Consider the following 19,536-nt stretch of genomic DNA (forward strand, 5'->3'; position numbering starts at 1 on the left):
TGGGGGGCCGGGCGGGCCGGGTGGGGTGGCCTCGTGAGGGGGCTGGCCGGGCAGCTCGCGCGGTGGCTGGTGGCCCAGCGCTGGTTCGCCGGGAAGAACCGTCCGCTCGCGGGGGTGGACATCCGCTCGCGGACCGAGATCGTGGACGAACGCGCCCACGGCGGCCCGCTCGGCCTGGTCCTCATCGTCACCGCGCGTTTCACCGACCACAGCCCCGCCCAGCACTACCAGCTGCTGCTGGGCGTACGCGCGGCGCTGCCCGCCTGGCTGGACACCCCGGTGGTGGCCCGGGCGGGCGCGGCCCTCTACTACGAGGCGAGCGCGGACGCGGAACTGATGACGGCCCTGCTCGCGCGCCTGGCCGCCGCACACACGCACGCGGGCATCACCTTCCGCCCCGACAACCCCCGCGCGCTCACACCGGCACAGCGGGCCGCGCTGACGGTACGCGCGCAGCGGGCGGAGCAGTCCAACACCTCCGTCGTCTTCGGCGACCGGTTCATCCTGAAGCTGTTCCGCCGCATCATGCCGGGCGTCAACCCCGACCTGGAGGTCCACCGCCGGCTCGCCGGCCACGCCGCCGCCCACCTCGCCCCCCTGGTCGGTGCCATCGAGGCCGACACCCCCGAGGGACCGGTGACCCTGGGCCTGCTGCAGGAGTTCGCCGCCGGCGCCGCCGACGGCTGGCAGCTGGCCACCACCACCGGCCCGGACGGCACCCTCCTGCTGAGCGAGGACCGGCTCACCCACCTGGGCGCCACCGTGCGCCGCGTCCACGACGCACTGGCCGACGCCTTCGGCACCACCCCCCTGAGCCAGGACGCCCTCACCGGCATCCGTGCCGGCATGCACACACGCCTGGCCGCCGCAGCCGACGAAGTACCCGCGCTCCGGCCCCTCCAGCCACGCCTGCACAGCGCCTTCACCCGGCTGACCGCCACCGTCCCGCCCGGCGAGACCCTCCAGCGCATCCACGCGGACCTGCACCTGGGACAGGTCCTGCACACCGGAACACACTGGCTCGTCATCGACTTCGAGGGCGAACCCTCCGCACCGATCACCGAACGCACCCGCCCGCGCCCCGCCCTGACGGACCTCGCCGGCATGCTGCGCTCCCTGGACTACGCCCAGGCGTACACCCACCTCACCCCCACCCCACCCCACCCCGCACACCCCTCGCACCCCGCGCACCCCGCGCAGCCCGCGCATGTGCATCCCGCGGGCTGGGCCGGGCGGGCGAAGACGGCGTTCCTCACCGGCTACGGCGAGATCGCACCCGCCCGCCGGGCCCTGCTGCGCGCCTACGAACTGGACAAGGCGGTCTACGAAGTGACCTACGAACACCGCAACCGGCCCGACTGGGCCGACGTCCCCCTCACCGCCCTGCGCACCCTGACCACCACCGACACCGGGACGGATGCAGGCACAGCCACAGGTACGCGGACCGGCACAGACGCGGGGACGGACACAGGTACGGAAACAGGCACAGGTGCGGGCACCGGCACAGGTGCGGGCACCGGCACAGATGCGGGCACCGGCACCGGCAGTGGCAGTGGCAGTGGCACCGGGGCGGGTGCCGGCGGGGTGCGGGGGTGGCGGGGGTGAGTACACCGGTGCTCGATGCCGCCGCCGTCCCGGCCCAGGAGGTCCACCGGCTGCTCAGCGGCCGGCACCCCGACCCGCACGCCCTGCTGGGCGCCCGCCCGGCGGGAGCGGACATGGTGGTACGCACGCTGCAGCCCGGCGCGGACAGCGTGGAGGTCCACACCGCCGCCGGGCAGCTCTTCCCCCTGCGCCAGGTGCACCCCGGCGGGCTGTTCGCCGCCCGGCTCCCGGTGCCCGTACAGCCCTACCGCCTGCGGGTGCGCCGCGCCGGCCGGGACCGGCTCCTGCAGGACGGCTACCGCTTCGCGCCCACCCTGGGCGAACTGGACGTGCACCTGATCGCCGAGGGCACCCACCGCCGGCTGTGGCAGGTACTGGGCGCCAACCGGCGCCGGCTCACCGCCGGCGCCGGCGAGCCCGTGGAGGGAGTCGCCTTCGCCGTGTGGGCACCGGCCGCCCAAGGCGTCCAGGTCCGCGGCGACTTCAACGACTGGGACGGGCGCGGCCATCCGCTGCGCCGGCTGGGCACCTCGGGAATCTGGGAGGTGTTCGTCCCGGGCGTGGCCGAGGGATCCCGCTACCGGTTCGCGGTCCGGGGCGCCGACGGGCACTGGCGGGAGAAGGCCGACCCGATGGCCCGCGCCGGCGAACGGGTGCCCGCCAACGCCTCCGTCGTCCACACCCCCGCCCACCGCTGGCACGACCACACCTGGTGCGAACGCCGCGCCGCCACCGACCGGCAGCAGCAGCCGATGAGCGTCTACGAGGTCCACCTGGGATCCTGGCTGCGCGGGAGCGACCACGGCTGGCTCGGCTACCGCCGCCTCGCCCACCACCTCGCCTCCTACACCAAACGGCTGGGCTTCACACACGTGCAGCTGATGCCCGTGGCCGAACACCCCTTCAGCGGCTCCTGGGGTTATCAGGTCACCTCCTACTACGCCCCCACCGCACGGTTCGGCACCCCCGACGACTTCCGCTACCTCGTCGACCACCTGCACCACCACGGCATCGGCGTGCTGATGGACATCGTCCCCGCCCACTTCCCCCGCGACGCCTGGGCACTGGCCCGCTTCGACGGCACCGCCCTGTACGAGCATCCCGACCCGCGCCGCGGCGAGCACCCCGACTGGGGCACCCTCATCTTCGACTACGGCCGGCCCGAGGTCCGCAACTTCCTGATCGCCAACGCGCTGTACTGGCTGGAGGAATTCCACGTGGACGGCTTCCGCGTCGACGCCGTCTCTTCCATGCTCTACCTGGACTACTCCCGCGGCGAGGGACAGTGGACGCCCAACGCGCACGGCGGCCGGGAGAACCTGGAGGCCATCGCCTTCCTGCGCGAACTCAACCGCACCGTCCACGAGGAGTACCCCCACGCCCTGGTCATCGCCGAGGAATCCACCGCGTTCGCCGGCGTCACCGACACCGCCGGCCTCGGCTTCGACCTGAAGTGGAACATGGGCTGGATGCACGACACCCTCACCTACCTGAGCACCGACCCCGCGCAGCGCTCCCGCACCGACGGACTCGGCTTCTCCTTCGTCTACGCCTTCCACGAACACTTCATGCTGCCGCTGTCCCACGACGAAGTCGTCCACGGCAAAGGCTCCCTGTGGCAGAAACTGCCCGGGACCCGGACCGAGAAAGCGGCCGGGCTGCGGGCACTGCTCGCCTACATGTGGGCCTACCCGGGCAAAAAACTGCTGTTCATGGGCGGCGAGTTCGGCCAGAACAGCGAATGGGACGCCGAACGGCAACTGCCCTGGCAACTCGCCGACACCCCGCCCCACACCCGGATACGCCTGCTCGTGACCCGCCTGAACACCCTCTACCGGCAGCTGCCCGCCCTGCACGCCGGCGACCTGCGCCCCCAGTCCTTCACCCGCCTCCCCCACGACACCGACGACGCGGCCCTGCAGATCTTCGCCCGCCACCACGAGGACCACACCCTGGTGTGCGTGGCGAACTTCTCCGCCACCGACCACCCTGCCGTACGCGTGGCCCTGCCCCGGCCCGGCCTCTGGCAGGTCCTGCTGGACACCGCCGCGCCCGCTTTCGGCGGCACCCGGCCGGCCCGTACCACCGTCACCGCCCAGCCCCACCCCTTCGAGCACCACCCCGCCTCAGCACAACTCGACATCCCCGCCTCCACCGTGCTCTGGCTACACACCCCCTAACCCCCACCCCCACACCCACCCCGCACCACTTGGGCCGCCCCGCACCACCACCGGCCCGCCTCGCCCCGCCCCCCTGCCCGGACCTGCCCTGCCCTGTCCTGTCCTGTGCCGGGCCGTTGTCCTCGATGGTTCCCGAAGGCCCGTTTCCCTCATTTCTCGTGCGGCAGACCCGCGGAATTCGAGGGAGACGGGCCTTCTCCGTGCACGGATCCACCGCCCCCGCTCTCCCTGCCCGGGGGGACTTAATTGAGTACGCAAGGCGGCGGAGCGATCCCTTGCCGCCCGGAACACACCGGCGGTTTCCTTGTCAGGACCGGCCAGGAAACACCCTTTCCCGGGACAGGGCGGAAGCCGGAAAAACGACACCCCCCTGCGTTTCCCCGGGCAGCCGGTACGGGCTTTCACCACCCCTAAGGAGAAGGAATGCCCAGGAAGATCCTGACGATTCTCTCGGAATACGGGTACTGGGGGGAGGAACTCCTCGGCCCGCTGGTCGCGTTCGACCGGAAGGGCTACGAGACCGTCTTCGCCACCCCCACCGGCAAGCGGCCCCAGGCACTGCCGCCGAGCCTGGACCCCGGCTACATCGACCCGCCGCTGGGCCGGTCGGTGACCACCCCCGAAGTCGCCGTGGCCGCCCGCGAACTCGACGAGTCCGACCGGCTCGCCAACCCCCTGGACCTCTCGGCGTGGATCCCCGAACGGCCCTACGACAGCGACCCCAACCCGCTGCGGCTGATGGAGGCCTACTACCGGGAACTGGCCACCCTGGACACCGACATCGAGCAGTACGACGCACTCGTCATCGTCGGCGGCAGCGGACCCATCGTGGACCTGGCCAACAACGGCCGGCTGCACGAACTCATCCTGGCCTTCGTACGGGCCGACAAGCCGGTCCTGGCCGAATGCTACGGAGTCGCCGCCCTCGCCTTCGCCCGGGACTGGGACGACCGCGCCAGCATCATCTGGGGCAAGCACGTCACCGGGCACTGCAAGGAATACGACTACAAGGACGGCACCGGCTTCATCGGCGTCGACTTCAACATGGGCCCGCCGCCGTACCCGCTGGAGTACATCCTGCGCGACGCCACCGGCCCCGACGGCCGCTTCCACGGCAACGTCGGCAAGGAAACCTCCGTGATCGTCGACTACCCCTTCATCACCGCCCGCTCCACACCCGACTCCTTCCTCGGCGGGGAAAAACTCGTCGAGGCCCTCGAATCCGGCCTGCGCCGCTTCGGCTGGTAACCCCCGCACACCCCCGCTCCGGCCCGCCCGGACCGGCACGAGTGGAAGGACCCCCCATCTCATGAGCGCGCGGCCGGCCAAGGAAGCGATCTTCGAACAGTTCCGAGCCGACAACATCACGCGGATGTTCGGCAACCCCGGAACCGTGGAACAGGGCTTCCTCGACGTCCTGGAACAACTCCCCGACTTCGAATACCTCCTGGCCCTGCACGAAGGCGTCGCGGTCGGCATCGCCGACGGCTACGCCCGCGCCAGCGCCGGCCCCGCGCTGGTCCAGCTCCACACCGGCGTCGGCCTGGGCAACGGCATCGGCATGCTCTACCAGGCAAAACGCGGACACTCACCCCTCGTCGTGATCGCCGGAGACGCCGGCGTCGCCTACGACGCCATGGACGCCCAGATGGCCGTCGACCTCGTCGAAATGGCCCGCCCCGTCACCAAATACGCCACCCGCGTCACCCACCCCGACTCCGTACTACGCGTCCTGCGCCGCGCGGTGAAAACCGCCATGACCCCACCCCGCGGCCCCGTCTTCGTCGCCCTGCCCATGGACATCCTCGACGCCGACACCAGCGAAGCGGCACGAGCCAGCACCCTGCCCACCCGACGCGTGGTACCCGTACCCGCCGAACTCGACGCCGCCGCCACCGCCCTCGCCCGAGCCGAACACCCCCTGATCCTCATGGGCGACGGCGTCGCCGTCTCCGGCGCCCAGGACGAACTCGTCCGCATCGCCGAACTCCTCCACGCCCCCGTCTGGGGACTGGACAACTCCGAACTCAACATGGACACCACCCACCCCCTCTACCGCGGACAACTGGGCCACATGTTCGGCGAGGTCAGCGCCGCCGCCGTCGCCGACGCCGACACCGTACTGATCATCGGCACCTACGTCTTCCCCGAAGTCTTCCCCTCACTGACCAACCCGTTCCGCCCCGACGCCACCCTCATCCACATCGACCTCGACGACTGGGAAATCGCCAAGAACTTCCCCGTCGACATCGCCCTCGTCGCCGACCCCGCACCCACCCTCGCCGCACTCGCCGACCGCCTCACCCCCCACACCCCCACCCCGCCCCCACCCCCCGCCCCCCACCGGCCGGCCCTCACCCCGAACAGCCCGATCATCGAACACTTCGCCGCCGAACTCGCCACCCAGACCCACCACAACCTCATCGTCTTCGACGAAGCCCTCACCGCCTCACCCGGCCTCGTCAGCCAACTCCCCCCCACCACACCCGGCAGCTACTTCCTCACCCGCGGCGGCTCCCTCGGCATCGGCATCCCCGGCGCCATCGGCGCCAAACTCGCCCGCCCCGACACCCACGTCGTCGGCTTCACCGGCGACGGCGGCAGCATGTACACCATCCAGGCCCTGTGGACCGCCGCCCACTACAACATCGCCGCGAAATTCGTCATCTGCAACAACCACCGCTACCAACTCCTCGACCACAACATCGAGCAGTACTGGCGCGAACGCAACATCCCCACCCACACCCACCCCCACGGCTTCGACCTCACCCAACCCGACATCGACTTCACCCAACTCGCCACCTCCCTCGGCGTCCCCGCCACCCGCGTCGACACACCCGAACAAATCAAAAACGCCATACACCACATGCTCACCCACCCCGGCCCCTACCTCATCGACCTCATCACCACCTAACCCACCCACCCACCACACGCGCCAACCACCAACCAGGGCCACGGCCACGGCCACGGCCACGGCCACGGCCACGGCTACGGCTACGGCTACGGCTACGGCCAGCACACACCACGCGCGCCACACACACCACGCGCCTCAGCCCACACCACAGAGCACCGGGCACACAGGCCCCGGCACCGGCACCGGGGCACAGGCGCAGAGCACAGAGCACAGAGCACAGGACGCAGGACGCAGGACGCAGGACGCAGAGCGCAGGACGCAGAGCACAGGACGCAGAGCACAGGACGCAGGACGCAGGACGCAGGACGCAGGACGCAGAGCGCAGGGCGCAGGGCGCAGGGCGCAGGGCGCAGGGCGCAGGCAGACCACACATACCGCACGCCCACAGCCCACAGCCCAAGCCCCAGCCCCAGCCCCAGCCCCAGCCCAAGCCCAAGCCCAAGCCCAAGCCCAAGCCCACAGCAAGATCACACACGCCGCGTGCCGCACACCACGGCCACAGCAAGGAGAGGGGGAAGCATCATGCCGGACATCACACCGCTCGACGGCGGCCGGCTCACCGGACGCACCATCGCCATCCTGATGGAAAGCGACTACGTCGAACCCGAACTCGACTACTACCGGCGCCGCTTCGCCGAAGAAGGCGCACACGTCCGCCTGCTGACCCGGCTATGGGGACAGGACCACATGGTCTTCACCGGCCACGAACACCAGATCCCCCTCACCGTGACCGGCGACCTCGAAACCGTCGACGACGACACCCTGCGCAGCCTCGACTGCCTCATCGTGCCCTCCGGCATGGTCGCCGACCGGCTCCGCTACGCCGAAAAACCCGGCGACCTCGCCCCCGCCGTCACCCTCCTCCAACGAGCCTTCGACGAACCCTCCGTACTCAAAGGCATCATCTGCCACGGCATGTGGCTCCTGGCCCCCATCCCCCACACCGTCACCGCACGCCCCGTCACCTGCCACCACAACCTCATCAGCGACGTCACCAACATGGGCGCCCACTACACCGACCAGGACGTCGTCGTCCACGGCGACCTCGTCACCGCCCGCAGCGCCGACCACTGCCACCTCTTCGCCAAAACCCTCATCGACCTCCTCGCCGCACGCGCCGCCCCCCGCGACCGACGCTGGTGGCGCACCACCACCCACCCCACCCCGAAGGGACACCGTGCCCACTGACCAGCCACACGGCCCCACCACCGGCTACCAGCCCGACTTCACCTTCTCCGACCTCATCGCCGGCTACGTCCACCACCACGACACCGCCACCCACACCCTGCACCTACGCACCAGCGACGGACGCCACATCCCCACCCACTACACCGGCGCCACCGCCGAACACCTACGCAACCTCGGCGAACCACCCCACGACGCCACCCACGAGATCGGCCAACTCCTCACCCCCGGCCGGCACCTCTTCGTCCGCGGCATCTTCTACCCCGGCCCCCACGGCTACACCATCGAAGCCAAACACCTCCTGTTCACCAACCACGAAAACGGCCGCCACACCTTCGAAGACCCCACCTGGTGGCCCAACCAACTCAACGAACTCGCCCGCTTCTACCGCACCGCCCAATTCGCCGACAACCCCACCCCCGACTTCACCGACTACCGCACCATCCTCCGCCTCGGCGGCGACAAAACCACCAACCACATCCAGGAAACCGACACCCTCTCCCGCCTCGTCTACGGCATGGCCACCGCCTACCTCCTCACCGGAAACGACGACTACCTCGACACCGCCACCCGCGGCACCGAATACCTCCGCGAACACATGCGCTTCGTCGACCGCGACAACGACGTCGTCTACTGGTACCACGGCATCGACATCCACAACGGAACCGAAACCAAACTCTTCACCAGCGAATTCGACGACGACTACCACGCCATCCCCGCCTACGAACAAATCTACGCCCTCACCGGCCCCACCCAGACCTACCGCATCACCGGCCAACCCCACATCCTCAACGACATCGAAGCCACCACCCGCCTCTTCCAACGCTACTTCCACGACCCCACCCACGGCGGCTACTACTCCCACATCGACCCCGTCACCCTCAGCCCCCACCACCCCTCACTCGGCCCCAACCAATCCCGCAAAAACTGGAACTCCATCGGCGACCACGCCCCCGCCTACCTCTTCAACCTCTACCTCGCCACCCACAACGAACAACACGCCCAAACCCTCAAAGAATGCTTCGACCTCATCGTCCGCCACTTCCCCGACCCCACCAGCCCCTTCGTCAACGAACGCTTCCACCAAAACTTCCAACCCGACCCCCACTGGGGCTGGCAACAAAACCGCGCCGTCATCGGACACAACCTCAAAATCGCCTGGAACCTCCTCCGCATGCACAACCTCCACCCCCACCCCACCTACCGACAACTCGCCGAAAAAATCGGCGACACCCTCCCCACCCACGCCAACGACCCCCAACGCCACGGCTGGTACGACGTCATCGAACGCACCCCCCACCCCCACGAACCCTTCCACCGCCTCACCTGGCACAACCGCAAAGCCTGGTGGCAACAAGAACAAGCCATCCTCGCCTACCAAACCCTCGCCCACCACACCCACAACCCCCACCACCTCCGCCACGCCCGCGAAACCGCCGCCTACTACAACGCCTACCACCTCGACCACGACGAAGGCGGCATCTACTTCAACACCCTCGCCGACGGCCACCCCTACCTCCACGGCACCGAACGCCTCAAAGCCAGCCACTCCATGAGCCTCTACCACACCGCCGAACTCGCCCTCCTCACCCACACCTACGACCGCCTCCTCCACCACCACGAACCCCTCCACCTCCACTACAAACCCCACCCCCAAGCCCCCCGCACCCTCCACATCACCCCCGACACCCTCCCCCCCAACACCGCCCAACTCACCCACGTCACCATCAACAACACCCCCCACCACAACTACAACCCCCACACCATGACCATCACCCTCCCCCACACCAACCACCCCCTCACCATCCAAGCCACCCTCACCCCCACCAAAAACAACAACTGACGGACGCTGGGCCGCTCCGCTCCATGTCCGTCCGCTGCTTTCTGTTCCCTTCTACTTCCCGACTCGATTGAGGACCGGTATGTCTAGGCGTTTCGTGGGAAGGTCCGAGGAACTGGCGTACCTGGCCGAGGCTTTGCGCAGCCCCTCGTGCGGACCCGTCATCGTCACCGGTGAAAGCGGCGCCGGTCGCAGCAGCTTCCTGCGTCAGGCCGCCCGCCTGGCCGACCCCGTACACGACGAAGTCACCGTGGTGGACCCCACCTGGGACGCACACCAGGCAGCCGCTCTCCTCGAACGGCTACGCATCCGCCGCCAACACCGCGGACCACGCCCGGTGCTGGCCCTCGACGACGCCCACCAAGCCGACCACGCCGTCATCCGTATGCTGCGCCAGGCCCACCAAGAGCTCGGCGCCGCCGTCATCGCCAGCCGCCGCGACGGCGCACCGGAGGGTGCCCTGGACTGTCTCCGCTATCAGCACGGCGCCCGCTTCATCACCCTGGCCCCTCTGACCGTCCAGGACGTGACAGCAGTTCTCACGCACCTCATGGGCGGCCCCGTCCACCCCGCCACCGCGAGCGCCATACACGCCGCCACCGCAGGAAATTGCCGCCTGCTGGCCGACTTGACCGAGCAGCAGGCGCTGCCTCACCTGATGACCCGCCACAAGGGTGTCTGGCAGCTGGACACCGTCGAGCCCGGCTCGCTCCAACTGAGCCGACGTGGGGAGCGCACCCTGACCCGCGCGCTCACCCATGCCTGGCAGAGCCTCGCCCTGGACCAGGCGTACCCCCTGAGCATCCTGGCCCTGGCCCAGCGCCCCACCGAACAAGCCGCCACCATCCACGCCTTCCTCACCCTGCTGAACGGCCGGCACACCCAGGGCCTCGCCTTCCTCGATCACCTCACCCTGCCCACAGCGCCCCCAACCCCCTCAGCCCCACACCCCCACCTCACCCTCATGCGGGCCCTCCTCCTCGCCCTCGGCCACGGCGACGTCCATCAAGCCCTCACCCTCCTGTCCACACAAAGCAGCACCCACCCCACGGCCGGCCCCCAACTGGACGCCTACCGAGCCTGGCTCCTGGCTCTGACCGGCCACATCACCGATGCCAAAGCCGTCCTCACCGAGCAGCCCCCCGCCTCCGACGATCCCGAGACCACACTCTTCACGCACGCCACTCACGCCCTCACCGCCCTCGCCGACAACCAGCCCACCCACGCCATACCCCACCTTCGCCGCGCCCTGATCACCGCCCACCAGCCCACCCACCCGCACCCCTGGCTCACAGCCCTGCTCACCGCAACACTCATCGACGCCTCCCTCCTCGCCGGACGTGTCAGCGAAGCGACCCTCCTCGCCGTCGACTTCCACGCCACCGCCCAAGGCAGCGCGTGGAACACGTCCGTCGCCCTCTCCACCCTCACCACCACCGTCAGCCAGCACACAGGCGGCGCCCTCACCGACACCACGAACAGCGAGATCTCAAACAACGCACCGCACACGCTCGAGCGCGAGTGACGGAACAGGTGCTACAGGAGCTGTTTCAGCGGGGGATGTCGCCGGCTCCGATGAGGCCGCAGGCCCGGTGGCAGACGCCACGGTGACGGGGAGGTTCCGCCGGGCCATCGTGTTCGTCGCCCCGTCGTACCGCGCACGAGGCCGGGTTTGGCCCGTCGCGTGTGAAACAGGCTGAATCCCAAGCGAACCACGAGCGGCTTCCCCCACTCGAAGCAGTGTTGGGGCACATGGTGTCTCTGTTCGCAATGTTCGGCCCGCCTGCGATCACTCTCCTCCTCTTCGCCCTCGGGGCATTCCCGTACGCGTTGTGGGTGACCCGGAGGAACCCCTCGCAGCCGGCCCGCTGGGCCGTGATCGGCAGCTCGGCTCCTCTTCAACCTACGGCGGAGGCCCTGAGCATCTCGCACCTTGTTCATCCTTGCGGATTCCGGGAAGGGCAGCAGGACGCAGACCATGCCAGGGGACAACACGAATGGGACGACGCGGTGGGGGCCGGCACCGGAACCGATGCGCGCAGCCGCCTGGCGAGGCGGATTGGCGGCCCGCCTCCGCAGCCGGTTGTGGGCGCCTTGAAAGGGAGCACGGCTCAACCGGACGGCGTCACCGAGGACCACACTCCGAACCACTGCTCGGTGCCGTACTCCTCGAACCGTTCCACCTCGGTGAACCCCAGCTTCGTCGCCAGGCGCATGGCCCGGTCGTTGGCGGTCTGGGTGCAGAGCACCACCGGCTCGCCGGGAAGCACGTCAGCAAACCAGTCGAGTGCCGCTGCGCATGCCTCTTCGGCGTACCCGCATCCCCACGCCTCCGGCAGGAACAGGTACCCGAGTTCGGCCTCTCCGGCACTCGGACGAAGGTGTCCCGGACGCTCCGCATCGCGCCGATCGAGCGTGATCATGCCGATCATCGCTCCGTCGAGATCGATCACAAAAAGGCCAGGGCGCCGCCCGGGCACCTCAGGCACCGCGCGCTCGAGCTCATCACGCGGTCGAGGGCCACCGATGTAGGTGCCCACCTCGGGCGACGCGAACAACTCGATGAACGCTGCACGGTCCCGGGCCTCGGACTCGCGGAGCACGAGCCGTTCGGTCATGATCGGGGCAGGCGGCCAGGCGTCGGATCCGAGTTCAGTCATGACGGGCAAACTATCGCCCGCCCGTCAGAGTGCTCCGAGAGAGGCCGGGGCAGGCGGGGATCAGGGCGTGCCGGCGCTGCCCACAGCCAGGACACTGCCCTCGCTGATGTAGCCGTCCGCGGCGCGCAACGGGTTCTGTTCACCGTCAGGTTCCAAGAAGGGCTCCCACTGCGGCCCCAGCCCCAGCCGCAGCGCCGTACGAGCAGCCTGCGACCAAGCCGGTCCGTAATAGCGCACCACATCAGATGACAGCGGTGCATAGTGCTCGATCAACACCGTGCGCTGACGCACCATGGTGAAGCCCGCACCCTCCAGCCACCGATGCAATTCACGGGACCTGAGCAAATGCCGCGCGCACGCCACATGCGCAGCAACCGCACGGTAGTAGTCCAAGAAGAGGTACGGATCTCCGGGCCGCACCATTACCAGACTCGGATCCCACTCCCTCACCGCAAGGACACCACCCGGCCGCAACACCCGCCGGAACTCCCCCAACGCCACGCTCAACTGACCGTCGTCGAGATACCGGACCGTGTCGGAGCACCAGACCGCATCGAAACTGTCGTCCTCGAACGGCAGGCACAAGACATCGCCCTGCCGCACCTGAACCCCGCACGACGGATAGGACTGCCCGATCCGCGCGGCAGCCACGGCGACCTGCCGCTCATCGACATCCATGCCCACGGTGAGCCCCAAGCGACCCACCAGCCGCGCGATCCACGGCAAGAACAGACCACTGCCGCAGCCGGCATCGAGCACCCGCCACCCGGGCAGAATCCCCACCTCGTGCAACGCCTGCCGATACTGCCCCGCACACATACGAAAATAAGCATCCTCAGCAGCCGGGCCACCCGCCAAACCCAAATCCGCACAAGAAATGCCCGAGCCGGGCCCGCTCACCTGCCCTCCTCATTCCAGACCACACGACAAACCCCACCGGACACCGCGAAGAACCTCACTCGAGCCGATCGATGGACAGATGGGCAGATGGGTAGACCAGTCCGTCCGGCGGGCAGAGTGGTGCACCTCTCAGATGTGCCTGCCCCCGGGTCGGCCCGCGGGCCGACCCGCAGGCCGATGACTCCGGCTGACGGGCGAGCCGGCAACGGCCCACACGCTCAACGGCCCTCGCCGGTGTCCAGCACCAGCCACACCGCCCCGTCACGGACCTCGACCGGATACGTCACCGCGTCCACCGTCACCGGCGCACCGAGCGCCTGCCCCGTCTTCAGACAGAACCGGCCCGCATGCACCGGGCACTCCACCTCTCCGTCCTCCGCCCAGCCCTCCGACAGCGAAGCCTGCGCGTGCGTACACGTGTCTCCAAGGGCATGGAACACACCGCCCTCAAGGAACACAGCGATCGCATCCCCCGTCCCGGTCACCTCCGCACCGACACGAGCTGCCTCTCCCTCGTCCAATTCCCCCACGTCACACACGCGCACAAGACGTGCCACTGTCCCCCACCCTCCTCACGACTCGAAGCCCACCTATGTCCGGGCCTCGGAACCTACGGAACCTGACTCCTTGCCCCGGCGATGCTGCCCGGCCGCGACCACCCACCACAACACACTCTTAACGCAATACAGCCCGCCCCACCTGCGGCCAGCCGGCATGCTCTCAACGGGGGATGAAGAAAGAACATGCCGGCCGACCGGGCGCACACGAGACAACACCGGCGCAGGCCCCACGCCATCCACGACACGTCACACACCACCGCGCCGCAGACCACCGCGGAAGGCCCCCACCGCGCGCCCCGCACACCCAAGTAAACCCACCCCCCATCACACCGTCCAATATCTCCCCCTATAACCAAAGCGCATGACCACCACCCCCACTCACACGTCGGAGATGCTGTGCACATCAGCGACTGCTGGGCGGTGCATGAGCGGTTCGTGCACCGTCTCAGCAGGTCCGAACCGCGTGAGTCGGCCCTGGCCCGCCTGCCCGGGCGGATCGCTCCGCTACAGCGCAAGGCTTCGAGACCAAGGTGGTCATGGCCAAGGCAATGTTCCGCCGCGTCATCACGGACACCATCCCATTCACTGGGTGACCGCGGATGCCGCCCCCACCGGTCCGGCGACAGCACCTCACTGTGCGAACTCAGGAGCCGCGAAGCGTCGAAGAACGGGGAAGTCCAGTCCGCGCGCTCATGCCAGCGCCGCCCCCGGCAGCGGAACCGATGGGCGGCGCTGGCCCGTGGGTACCTCCGCGGCGGCGTTGGACGCCGCCCGAGGCCAGGGCGGGCGTGGGTCAGCCGATGTGCCAAGTGAAGCTGCCGCCGTTGTTGGCGGCGACGACAAACATCACGATCATGAGAAGGATGTCGACCACTCCGAGTCCGATGTCCCACTTCGCCATCACGGAGCCGGTCTGACGCAGTGCCACGGCGCCGAAGATGATGGCCAGCGGCCCCAGGATGATCGGCAGGATGAAGAGGCCGACGATGCCGCAGACCAGTCCCGCGATCGCCAGGCCGCTCGTCCGGCTGGTCTTGTGGGCGCCTGTGCTGTAGGACGACATCGGTATCTCCTAAACTATCGCGATTGGCTTCTTTCTCTCTTTCGTTCCCTCCTGGTTACCCGTCACGGCTCGGTCATGCATGGAAGGAAAGCATGAACAAGTCGTGGCGCGGGCGAAGTTGACGCCCACCTGCCCAGTCGGCCCCCGTACCAGCTGGAGACGGCGAGGCTCGCCGACGCCGAGCCGATCTGTCGGCGGCAACCGGGGCAGCGATCACGAGCCTTGCCGGACAGGCCGGCGCCATCCAGTCGGCCTGCTGACCGCTTCGCCAGCAGCGGGATCACTGATGTGGCAGGTGGAGGCAGGACGCGGCGATGCGGACCGAGGCGTCGGTCGGGTGCCTGACGATCGAGTCCGGGACGGTCCGGCGCGGACGTCACCGGCGCCGTACCCGGGGGTCACGCGCATGAGTGGAGCTCGTGTCCGAACTTGGCCGACTCCGCCACGCTCGCCCCGCCTCCCCAGGCAGCGATCGGGGCCCGACGCGCGAGGTCGGCTCCGCTCAGCTCACCCCTCAGACGATCACCGCCTCGGCCGTCTCGCCGTCCAGCGGGCACGCGGCCGGGTCGGTCAGCTCGGTCAGCCGGGCACTGCCGGCACCAGACGGGTGTCGGCATCGATGAAGACCTGCGTGTTCACCGAAAGAAGGGAGTTACGCGAGGAGGCACCCACCTCAGGTGCGCGGGCCGGTACCAGGGTGCCGTCCACGATCCACAACCGGTCGGCACCCGACACAGGCCGGGGTGACGACTCGGCACGCGTGCCCTGCTCGACGCCCGGCCCCGGGGAAGGCCGCGCCGCCCTCGGCGCGGCTACCGGGACACAGCACGGGGTGCCGGACCGTCCGGTCGCCTCTCACCGATATGGGGACAGGGCGGTGGGTGATCTGTAGCGGTGATCTCCGCGTCCGTGACCTGCACAAGGGATCCCTCGGGGATGCTGCGCCACCTGACTGGGCGACACATATGGCGCCTCGTCAGGTTGCGGACCTGACGGGCTGTCGGTTGTCTCGTGAGTGGAACGAGGAGAGGCGCCGCGCAGACAGGCCGGTCACTGTTCCGTGGGAGGATTCGCATGCGTTACACACACATCGGTGCAGGCATCGGCCTGGCTCTCGGTGCTCTCGGACTGCAGATGCCGGCCGCTGCTGCCAGTGACGATTCGGATGTCCAGATCGACCCGTGGAACGCCTCCCCTGGTTCCACGGTCACGGTCAGCACGAGTGCCTGCGACCCTGCCGCGGACTACGGCAAGGGCTATTCGGAGGTGGCAGGAGAGTTCCACCTCTTCGAAGGCGACGAGGAGGGGGTGCTCACCGGCGAGTTCCAGATCCCGGAAGGCACCAGGCCGGGCAGCGACACGGTCACCCTGAAGTGTCCGCCACTGACCAAGGTCACGGAAACGTACCAGGTCACCGGGCCCCCTCCGAGCGGCTCGGTCGACGCGGGCTTCGGGCCGGCCGAAGGCACGGGTGTCGGGCTGGCCCTTGGCGGTGGGCTGCTCGTCACGGCCGCCGCCGGAGGTGCGGTCTGGAGGTACCGCCGCCCGAACGGCAACCAGAACGGCAACCAGACCTGACCATCCGCCTCGGCCCGGCCGGCCCTCCGCTCCGTCCTGTACCGACCCCTGAACGGAGTCGGTCCGATGGGGGCCGAGGCGGCCCGTCCACGCGAGGCGCCCACCACCCGCCGTGTGAAACAAAGGCTCGACCGCGATGGCAACCAGACTCCCCACCAGCGCTTTGCGAGATCGGTTCGCCCCGGCACCGCTCCTGCTGGCCTGCGCCATGACGGCCGGTGTGGCGCTGCTGATCTGCGGGGTGCGCGACGACAGGCCACCGCAACCATCGGCGGCGCGGGCACATTCGGCCTCCGCGGTTCCCTCCCGCCCCGCGGTCCGTCCGCTGCCCCCCGCGGATCCGGTCCGGCTCCGGATCGCCGCCATCGGCGTGGACGCCCCGATGATACGAGTGGGCCTCGACGCGACAGGCGCGCTACGGACCCCGCCGCGTGGCAAACCCGGCCACGCCGGCTGGTACGGCGACGGCACGGCTCCCGGTTCGGCAGGGACCGCCATCGCCACCGGGCATGTGGACACACCCACCGGCAACCCCGGTGTCTTCTACAACCTCGGTGCCCTGACCGAGGGCGCCACCATCGAGATCAGCCGGGCGGACCGGCGGACAGCGGTGTTCGCCGTCCGCGCCGTCGAGCTCTACGACAGGAACGATTTCCCCAGCAAGCAGGTCTACGGCAGTTCCGGCCGGCCCGAACTCCGGTTGATCACCTGCGGGGGCGGCTACACCCGGCGCACCGGTTACCTGAGCAACGTCGTGGTCTACGCGACGCTGACCGCGGTGACCTAGTCGGCCGAACGGGCGCCGGCCGCCGACGGCGGTCGGGCTGGTCGGCCGTGGCACCCTTCTCACCCGGAGGACACACCGGTCAGATGACGCGGCGGATCGCCGATTCGAAGCCTTCGACGTGTCCCGCGGCAAGGGCCTCGGCCTTCTCCGCGTCGCCGTCGATGATGGCGCGAAGCAGGGGCCCGTGCTCGTGCACGTGGCCCGCCAGACCCGGCAGGCGGTCGAGGAACAGGCACCAGATCCGGGTGGCCAGGTTGTCGTACCTGATCAAGGTGTCCTGAAGGTAAGGGTTCCGGGTCGCGGCGTAGATGGCACGGTGCACCGTCATGTCGAGCCGGATGAGGTCCGTGCCGCCGCCGGACGCCTGTGCGAGCTCCGCCAGCAACCGGTCGAGGCCGGCGCGGTCGTCCTGGCCGGCGCGCTGGGCCGCCATGCCCGCGGCCAGGGGCTCCAGCTGCTTGCGGACTTCGGAGATGTGTCCGAGGTCGGCGATCTGCACTTCGGTGGCGAAGGTTCCGCGGCGGGGGTAGGAGACGATGAGGCGCTCGTGTTCCAGCCGTTTGAGGGCCTCCCGGACCGGTGTGCGCCCGAAGCCGAGTTCGGCGGCGATCCGCTCGTCGTTGACGGGCTCCCCGGGGCGGATCCGGAGGGTCACCAGACGGTCCGAGATGAGGCGGTAGGCCTGATCGGCCAGCGTCCCATCGCCCTGACCAGTCACGGTCGACGCACTCACCCCGTGGCCCTCCCTTGACGCGACTCGATCCCTGCTCTTAGCGTAGCGCAGCAGCGCATTGATATATCAGTTGTCTTTCAGTCGCTCCCCAGGGAGTTCCCATGACTGTGCACGCGCCCGGGCGGCAGGGCGGCCGCCCCCCACACGTCAGCGCGAGGAAGGCCGCGGCCTCCGCGGTGTCCGCCGAGTCGCGCCGGCGCGGCCGGGTCCGGACCGGCCGCCTCCCGCTGTACCCCGCCGATCCGCAGCTCGTGGCCCAGGAGGCTGCTCAGTGACGCACCCGCGCGACACCTCGCCCGCCACGCCCGGAGACGTCCTGCCCGACCACCCCGACTTTCTGTGGCGCAACCCCGACCCCAAGCCGTCGTACGACGTGGTGATCGTCGGCGGTGGCGGACACGGCCTGGCCACCGCCTACTACCTCGCGAAGAACCACGGCATCACCGATGTGGCGGTCCTGGAGAAGGGCTGGCTCGCGGGCGGCAACATGGCCCGCAACACCACCATCATCCGCTCCAACTACCTCTGGGACGAGAGTTCCGGCATCTACGAGCACGCGCTGAAGCTGTGGGAGACCCTGGAGGAAGACCTCGACTATCCCATCCTGTTCAGCCAGCGCGGCGTACTGAACCTCGCCCACAGCCTGCAGGACATCCGCGACAGCAAGCGTCGTGTCTACGCCAACCAGCTCAACGGCATCGACGCCGAGTGGCTGGAGCCGGACGAGGTCGCCAAGGTCTGTCCCCTCGTCAACGTCTCGCCCGACGTGCGCCATCCGGTGCTCGGCGCCACCTACCAGCCGCGCGCCGGCATCGCCAAGCACGACTACGTGGCCTGGGGCTTCGCCCGCCGGGCCGACGACCACGGCATCGACCTCATCCAGGACTGCGAGGTCACCGGCCTCGACATCCGCAACGGCCGCGTGCGAGGCGTGCGCACCACGCGCGGCCCCATCGCCGCCGGAAAGGTCGCGCTCGCAGGTGCGGGGCACTCCTCCGTGCTGGCCTCCATGGCCGGCCTGAGGCTGCCGCTGCAGAGTCATCCGCTGCAGGCCCTGGTCTCGGAGCTCCTCGAACCGGTGCACCCGACGGTGGTGATGTCGAACGCCGTGCACGTGTACGTCTCCCAGGCCCACAAGGGTGAGCTGGTCATGGGCGCCGGAATCGACGGCTACAACGGCTACGGGCAGCGGGGCGCGTTCCACATCCTGGAGCGCCAGATGGCCGCCGCGCTGGAACTCTTCCCCGTCTTCGCGCGCGCCCACATGCTGCGCACCTGGGCCGGCATCGTGGATGTCACCCCGGACGCCTCACCCATCGTGGGACTCACCCCCGTCGAGGATCTCTACCTCAACTGCGGCTGGGGCACGGGCGGTTTCAAGGCGACACCGGGCGTCGGCTGGTGCTTCGCGCACACCATCGCCACCGGTGAACCGCACCCCTACAACGCGCCCTTCACCCTCTCCCGCTTCACCACCGGCGCCCTGGTCGACGAGCACGGCGCGGCCGCCGTCGCGCACTGAGGAGATCGA

General features: G+C 69.3%; 16 protein-coding genes and 1 pseudogene. 11 read left to right on the forward strand and 6 right to left on the reverse strand.

Features of this window, described 5'->3' with window-relative positions; all coding sequences use genetic code 11:
- Positions 1-33 precede the first annotated feature (33 nt).
- The 7 genes from ACZ7KF_RS37145 (at position 34) to ACZ7KF_RS37175 (ending at position 11,249) form a co-directional block, all read left to right on the forward strand.
- Complete coding sequence (locus tag ACZ7KF_RS37145) at positions 34-1,605, forward strand: maltokinase N-terminal cap-like domain-containing protein (RefSeq protein WP_471085563.1); 1,572 nt, start codon at positions 34-36, stop codon at positions 1,603-1,605.
- Entirely contained in the window at positions 1,602-3,785 is a 2,184-nt protein-coding gene (gene glgB / locus ACZ7KF_RS37150; RefSeq protein ID WP_471085566.1) for a 1,4-alpha-glucan branching protein GlgB, read from the forward strand. The genes ACZ7KF_RS37145 and glgB overlap by 4 nt, the downstream gene beginning before the upstream one ends.
- 423 nt (positions 3,786-4,208) lie before the next feature.
- Positions 4,209-5,033 carry a type 1 glutamine amidotransferase domain-containing protein gene (locus ACZ7KF_RS37155; RefSeq protein ID WP_471085569.1) on the forward strand — a complete coding sequence of 275 codons (825 nt, stop codon included), beginning with the start codon at positions 4,209-4,211 and terminating at the stop codon, positions 5,031-5,033.
- 61 nt (positions 5,034-5,094) lie between these two features.
- Positions 5,095-6,699, forward strand: a complete 1,605-nt coding sequence (locus ACZ7KF_RS37160; RefSeq protein ID WP_471085572.1) for a thiamine pyrophosphate-binding protein — start codon at positions 5,095-5,097, stop codon at positions 6,697-6,699.
- A gap of 522 nt (positions 6,700-7,221) precedes the next feature.
- Entirely contained in the window at positions 7,222-7,887 is a 666-nt protein-coding gene (locus ACZ7KF_RS37165) for a DJ-1/PfpI family protein (protein ID WP_471085574.1), read from the forward strand.
- Complete coding sequence (locus tag ACZ7KF_RS37170) at positions 7,877-9,727, forward strand: AGE family epimerase/isomerase (RefSeq protein WP_471085577.1); 1,851 nt, start codon at positions 7,877-7,879, stop codon at positions 9,725-9,727. Before ACZ7KF_RS37165 ends, ACZ7KF_RS37170 begins: the two co-directional genes overlap by 11 nt.
- A gap of 79 nt (positions 9,728-9,806) precedes the next feature.
- Positions 9,807-11,249, forward strand: a complete 1,443-nt coding sequence (locus ACZ7KF_RS37175) for an ATP-binding protein (RefSeq protein ID WP_471085579.1) — start codon at positions 9,807-9,809, stop codon at positions 11,247-11,249.
- Between the two features lie 586 nt (positions 11,250-11,835).
- Here the strand turns inward: ACZ7KF_RS37175 and ACZ7KF_RS37180 are convergent.
- From ACZ7KF_RS37180 to ACZ7KF_RS37200, 5 genes and pseudogenes are all read right to left on the reverse strand, one after another.
- Positions 11,836-12,384: a GNAT family N-acetyltransferase gene (locus tag ACZ7KF_RS37180; RefSeq protein WP_471085581.1), complete on the reverse strand. Its 549-nt coding sequence runs from the start codon at positions 12,382-12,384 to the stop codon at positions 11,836-11,838.
- 60 nt (positions 12,385-12,444) lie between these two features.
- Positions 12,445-13,284 carry a class I SAM-dependent methyltransferase gene (locus ACZ7KF_RS37185; RefSeq protein ID WP_471085584.1) on the reverse strand — a complete coding sequence of 280 codons (840 nt, stop codon included), beginning with the start codon at positions 13,282-13,284 and terminating at the stop codon, positions 12,445-12,447.
- 218 nt (positions 13,285-13,502) lie between these two features.
- Positions 13,503-13,841, reverse strand: coding sequence for a non-heme iron oxygenase ferredoxin subunit (locus ACZ7KF_RS37190; protein WP_471085587.1), 339 nt, complete (start codon positions 13,839-13,841; stop codon positions 13,503-13,505).
- A gap of 796 nt (positions 13,842-14,637) precedes the next feature.
- Positions 14,638-14,907 carry a DUF4190 domain-containing protein gene (locus tag ACZ7KF_RS37195; protein ID WP_471085590.1) on the reverse strand — a complete coding sequence of 90 codons (270 nt, stop codon included), beginning with the start codon at positions 14,905-14,907 and terminating at the stop codon, positions 14,638-14,640.
- A gap of 582 nt (positions 14,908-15,489) precedes the next feature.
- Positions 15,490-15,660, reverse strand: a pseudogene (locus ACZ7KF_RS37200) (IS5/IS1182 family transposase); the annotation flags it as partial.
- A 321-nt stretch (positions 15,661-15,981) separates the two neighbouring features.
- On the opposite strand from ACZ7KF_RS37200, the gene ACZ7KF_RS37205 reads away from it, so the two are divergent.
- Both ACZ7KF_RS37205 and ACZ7KF_RS37210 read left to right on the forward strand, forming a co-directional pair.
- The gene (locus tag ACZ7KF_RS37205; RefSeq protein ID WP_471085593.1) at positions 15,982-16,485 is read left to right on the forward strand and encodes a sortase; all 504 of its coding nucleotides are present in this window, start codon (positions 15,982-15,984) and stop codon (positions 16,483-16,485) included.
- Between the two features lie 136 nt (positions 16,486-16,621).
- Entirely contained in the window at positions 16,622-17,272 is a 651-nt protein-coding gene (locus ACZ7KF_RS37210) for a class F sortase (protein WP_471085596.1), read from the forward strand.
- 79 nt (positions 17,273-17,351) lie between these two features.
- Here the strand turns inward: ACZ7KF_RS37210 and ACZ7KF_RS37215 are convergent, their stop codons facing one another.
- Positions 17,352-18,005: a GntR family transcriptional regulator gene (locus ACZ7KF_RS37215; protein WP_471085599.1), complete on the reverse strand. Its 654-nt coding sequence runs from the start codon at positions 18,003-18,005 to the stop codon at positions 17,352-17,354.
- A gap of 101 nt (positions 18,006-18,106) precedes the next feature.
- Here ACZ7KF_RS37215 and ACZ7KF_RS37220 point away from each other — a divergent pair, with 101 nt between their 5' ends.
- Both ACZ7KF_RS37220 and ACZ7KF_RS37225 read left to right on the forward strand, forming a co-directional pair.
- Positions 18,107-18,280: a hypothetical protein gene (locus ACZ7KF_RS37220; RefSeq protein WP_471085602.1), complete on the forward strand. Its 174-nt coding sequence runs from the start codon at positions 18,107-18,109 to the stop codon at positions 18,278-18,280.
- The gene (locus ACZ7KF_RS37225) at positions 18,277-19,527 is read left to right on the forward strand and encodes a sarcosine oxidase subunit beta family protein (protein ID WP_471085605.1); all 1,251 of its coding nucleotides are present in this window, start codon (positions 18,277-18,279) and stop codon (positions 19,525-19,527) included. Before ACZ7KF_RS37220 ends, ACZ7KF_RS37225 begins: the two co-directional genes overlap by 4 nt.
- Positions 19,528-19,536 lie beyond the last annotated feature (9 nt).

Source organism: Streptomyces sp. NPDC038200, from assembly GCF_055600785.1.